The organism is Micromonospora sp. NPDC051296 (assembly GCF_040682255.1).
GTDB classification, from domain to species: domain Bacteria; phylum Actinomycetota; class Actinomycetes; order Mycobacteriales; family Micromonosporaceae; genus Micromonospora; species Micromonospora craterilacus.
Genome location: NZ_JBFBAO010000463.1, coordinates 1 through 4,690, shown reverse-complemented (window position 1 = coordinate 4,690; position 4,690 = coordinate 1). Strand labels below are relative to the sequence as shown.

The following is a 4,690-nucleotide window of genomic DNA, read 5'->3' as shown; positions in this document are numbered from 1 at the left end:
TTCAACGCCCGGACGGCGGCCGGGCCGGTGGTGTTGGTGACCTCGATGTCGCGGGTCACGCCGTCGTAGTCACGGAACCGGACTCTGGCGCGGAACCGGCCAGGGCCGAGTCTCTCGGTGCGGATCTTGCCGGAGGTGCCGATGGGTAGTTCAGGACGGGCCATGGCTCACCGCTCCACGTCGGTGTGGTCGTCGAGCCAGCGTTCGACCTCGCTGCGTCGGTAGCGCAGGGTGTTGCCGACGCGGATGGCGCGGGGTCCTTTGCCTCGGCTGTGCCAGGCGTAGAGGGTGTTCTTGGGCTTGCCCAGCCAGGCGGCGAGGTCATCGATGGTCAGTAGCGGGTCTGGCCGCCATTCGGGGGCGGCCGGGCCGTTCATCGCCGGCCTAACGTGTTGGCCGAATCTGGTTGCTGGGGCGGCCCGGCGCGGTCGGCAGCGTTGCGGTGGCCGGTGGCGTCTGATGGCGCGGGTCCGGGTGTAGGTGGGGGGTGGTGCGGGCATGGATCGGTTGTCCTTTCGGGATCCCGGCCGTGCCGGGACCTGGGGTCGGTGGCGCTGCCGCTGCGATGCGCGGTCGCTGGATTTGTCTGCTGTGGACGTCTATCCACCCGTTGCGGCCCCAGGGTGTCAAGCCTGCCGTTGATCTCTGCGTAGGTGAGACTCTGCGGCACGTGAGGGCAGGCATCCTTACGCTGACCCTTCAGAACCTGGCGTGGATGAGGGGCGGCTGCGGAGCCTTCGCCCGATGGTGAAGTTTGTCGTGAGTTCGTACGGGGCTCGGGCGCGTAGGAGCGTGTTGACCTGGCCGTAGCACTCGTTCGCCTGGTCTTGTCGAGTTCGATGCAGATTCGGAGATTCGCAAGCGTTCTCATGATGGGTGGCCTTTCGGTGAGGGTGCTCGGGTGGGCGCTGGCTGCGGCGCACTCGGCGGGAGCGCCGGGTGTCAGCCAGCACTGGAGAAATGGGGGAGTGCGAGACTGGTGTGCTGGCCGGACTTGCCGGCGTCAAGCCGAGATCCGGCTGACCAGGGCGCAGGCGTTGACGCCGCGCTTTCGCGTTGCTGAAGTCGCGGCACACGGTGGAGCACCACGCGTTGACGGCAGTGGCGATTTGCGTGTCCGCAGGGTGAGGAGAACCGACCACGCGGGCACATGAACGTCCGGCTGCGGATCCCACCGTCGGAGCCGGGAGCCACGCAGCTGTTCGCCGTTGGGCCCGTCAAGGCTGGCGATGTGCCGAAATCTCGCCCCGTCCGGCGCGCAACTACGCGGCGGCCCGGCCGCTGCCCGGAGTCGGGTTACGAGTCAACGAGGTACGCGGCCAGGATCTCGCTATCGAGGCACAGGCCCGAGTACACATGCAGGTACGCCAGAGAGAGCCTACGGAGATCGATGTACCCGGAAGGTCGACGACATCGGCCGAGCAAGTCTCCAAGTCGCACGGCGAGCCCAATCGCTGACTACACTCCGTCACTTCCTGGGCGAGGCGCGCTCGCACCGGATCGCGACAGAAGCGGATACCGCGGCCAATCACCGCCCTCGGCGACCACATGGGTGACCGCGGGCCGTTGTGGTCAGCCTCCCAGAGTGTGGCGCCGGAGCTGGCCATCGGTGTTGCTGAGCCAGGAGCCGTCGCCGAGCGGTTCGAAGTCGTACTGGTGCGCCGACGGCGCGTCGAGCCGGCCACGGATTTCGCCGGTACGCGGATCGACAAGATACCGCTCGAACCACTCCTGCTCGTCCTCGGTTTCACCCGCGACGGTCACCACGGCGGTGGAGTCGTCGACGTACCCGCCGCTGGGCTCGACGAATGCGTCGAACGGTTCATGGCCCAGCGCCTCGATCGGAATCTGCGCGACGACCGCACCGTCTGGGTACGTGTGGAACGCTGCGTCCGCGTACTCGTGGTCCACCGTCATGAGGTGGCGGCCATCCGGAGCGACCGAGACCAGGATCCGGTTGCTCCATGGGTACTCGAACAGGTCGATCCGGTCGCCGACGAGCCGGCCCCGGTACACGCGCGTGCCGTCCTGTCCCTCGCCGACGTCGAGCAGCATATGGTCGCCGTCCGGGTGCGCAACCTGCACGCCACTGTGGCCCACCGAGCCGAGATCCGTTCGAGCCAGGATCCGGCCGGTGCCGGCGTCGACCGCCAGCCACGTGTCGGTGCCTGCATTACGCGCCATCGCGTCCGGGCGGTAGATCCACACGACCTTGCCGTCGAGCGAGAAACCGCAGCAGGTGTAGGCGTTGGGCTGGGCAGACGAAGCGGGCTCGAAGCCGAGCTGCCACAGCGTCGCCCCGTCACGGTCAATACATGCCACCCGGTTCATTGTCGCGTACAACGCACGGCTCAAGTCGGGCGCCACGGCGCAGCTGTCCGGCTCCAGGGCTGCCGCGCCGACCGGGAACACCACAGTGGGAACCACGTCCGACGCCGCCACCGGGCCGGTTGAGAAGTCGTACGCCTGCACAAGACCGGCCGAGAACCTGGTGATCACGCGAGACACGCCACGAACCTAGCCGAACAAGGTCGGCTGGAGGAACGGTCATGACATCACCCGCTCGACGAGGCCATCCGCTCATCGGCAAGAGCGTACGTGGGGCGACTGGTTGACCGGGGTGCTGCTGCTGTTACGCATTGTTACGTTCGGCTTCACGGCTGCACTCGGCGTCTGTCGCGTGGCCGATCGCTGGGAGGGGATTGATCCTCAGCGCAGCTACGTCGAGCCGTACCTGGCTTCGCGCCAGTGCCGGTAGCTCGGCCCGTCATCTGGTGTTGTGGCCGTCGGTGATTCGCTGGATGGTTGCTCTCACATCGCGGAAGGCGAGTCGGAGGGTGTGGGCGGTGAGGTTGATGGCCCACCAGGTGAGGGCAATGAGGTAGCCGGTGATGAGGGCGCCGTGGTTGGGCCAGGTGAGTACGAGTGCGTAGCCGATGGCCAGGCCGGTCGCGGTGATGATGCGGATGGTGCGGATGCGGGTGATGGTGAGTCCGGTGGCGATGCCGATGAGGGCGGCTCCGGTGCTGCCGATGAGGCCGACGCCGGTGCTGTTCATGGGCATTTGTGTGAGTGCGGTGATCATGAGGAGGATGCCGGTGGCGGCGATCGTGGCGTGGGTGGTGACGGGTTTGGCGCGGGTGAGCCATTCGGGTAGGTCGTTGGCGGGGATGCGGGGTGCGGCGGCGGCGATGAGGATGGCGCAGGCGGCGAGGGGGAGGGCCCAGCCGAGGGTCCAGGTGAGGAATGGCCGGTAGGTGAATTCGACGGCGGTGCCGAAGGCGAGGCCGTAGAGGGCGGCGGTGACGGGTCCGCCGACGGCGGCGGCGAGGTAGCCGTGTCGGATGAGGCGGCCGGTGGTGGGTTCGGCTGTCGGGGTGGGGGTGCGCGACGGTCCGGCGAGCCAGGTGGTGGGGGCGAGGTGGGCGACGGCGTAGGCGGCGAGTGCGGCGAGGGCGCCGGCTGCGCCGAGGTGGGGCATCGAGACGATGACGCCGGTGACTCGTCCCTCGAGTGTGCGGATATCGGCGCTGTGGACGGCTTGTAGAAGCAGGGCCAGCGAGCAGCCGCCGAGCACGACCGGGGCGGTGAGGTCGCTGATTCGCAGTCGGATACGCGGCAGCCGGGCGGTGGCGGCGGTGGCGGCACGGTGCGGTGGTGTCGTGAGGGCGAGTGCCCCGTCGGCGAGCGCGTGGGGTTGCTCGACCGGGCCGGCGGTGGCGCCGGCGGCGGTGGTGAGCGTGTCGACCAGCCCAGGTACCGGACCGGCGTGGCGGACGATGACGGCAGTGAGGTGCTCGCGGTCGACGTCAGCGGCGTCGAGGATGCTGTCGACGGTGGCGGGGATCTGGTCGAGCAGTGGCTGCGCGGCGGTGGTGACGTCGGCGCGGGTGATCACCGTGGGTGGGCGTGGCGCGGGCAGGAGCACCGGGGCTCGGTCGTGGGTGGCGAGGGCGTGTCGGGCCTGCCGGACGGCACCGCGTACCGCTGCCGCGTCGTGGTGGGGATCGGGCTGGTGCAGGCTGTCGCGGAGCGGGTCGTCGTCGGTGGTGGCGGTGGTGATGACGTGGTCGGCGAGGATCTGGTCCAGGTCGTGGGGCTGCTCGACCGGCTGGGTCGCCAACTCGGTGTAGCCGTCGGCTTGTGCCTGCAGGACGGTGAGGGTGGCGGGCCGTTGGTCGGCGTGACAGGTGAGCAGGCAGGAACCAGGGGGTGCGTGGAGCCCGAGGGCGGTGGTGGCGTAGGCGGCGAGGGCGGCCGGGGCGGTGACCAGAGACGGTGGGGGTAGTCCGGTGCGGGTCGCGGCGTCGGTGAGGAGGCCACGGCGGCGTGGCCCCCAGCTGGCCGGGATCGTGATGGTCAGTGCCGCGATGGGTTCGCCGACGTGGTGGGCGGCGTGCTCGGCGATGTGTCGCAGCAGCCCGGCGAGCAGCCCCACCCCATCGACCGGCTCCGCATCGGGGGATGGGCTGGTGAGGAGACTGACCAGATCGGAGACGAACCGGTGGCCGGCGGGCAGGCTCTGGGCTGCGGTGGCGTCGACGCCGAAGTAGAGGTGCCCGGCCGGGTCGATGGCGATGCCGGTGGGCAGGATGTGCCGGCCGCCGATGAGGACGGGGATGCGGGCTCCGGATCGGCCGATGGTGGCCGCGATCGCGGTGGGCGAGCTCAGGTCGATCGACAGCTGTGG

The 4,690-nt window shown here is 69.4% G+C and carries 3 protein-coding genes and 1 pseudogene; all 4 read right to left on the bottom strand.

Translation table 11 applies throughout. From position 1 onward, the window contains the following. A pseudogene (locus AB0M52_RS30865) lies at positions 1-164 on the bottom strand (site-specific integrase); the annotation flags it as partial. Positions 165-167: 3 nt separating this feature from the next. Next, on the bottom strand, positions 168-377 hold the full coding sequence (locus AB0M52_RS30860; RefSeq protein WP_363961014.1) for a helix-turn-helix domain-containing protein: 210 nt from the start codon (positions 375-377) through the stop codon (positions 168-170). 1,195 nt (positions 378-1,572) lie between these two features. Next, positions 1,573-2,508 carry a hypothetical protein gene (locus AB0M52_RS30855; RefSeq protein WP_363961012.1) on the bottom strand — a complete coding sequence of 312 codons (936 nt, stop codon included), beginning with the start codon at positions 2,506-2,508 and terminating at the stop codon, positions 1,573-1,575. 259 nt (positions 2,509-2,767) lie between these two features. Next, on the bottom strand, positions 2,768-4,690 hold a 1,923-nt coding region (locus tag AB0M52_RS30850; protein ID WP_363961010.1), incomplete at its 5' end, for a hypothetical protein.

Excerpts from the sequence above, each read along its gene's own strand:
- AB0M52_RS30860 (WP_363961014.1), bottom strand. The coding sequence starts at position 377 with ATGAACGGCCCGGCCGCCCCCGAATGGCGGCCAGACCCGCTACTGACC.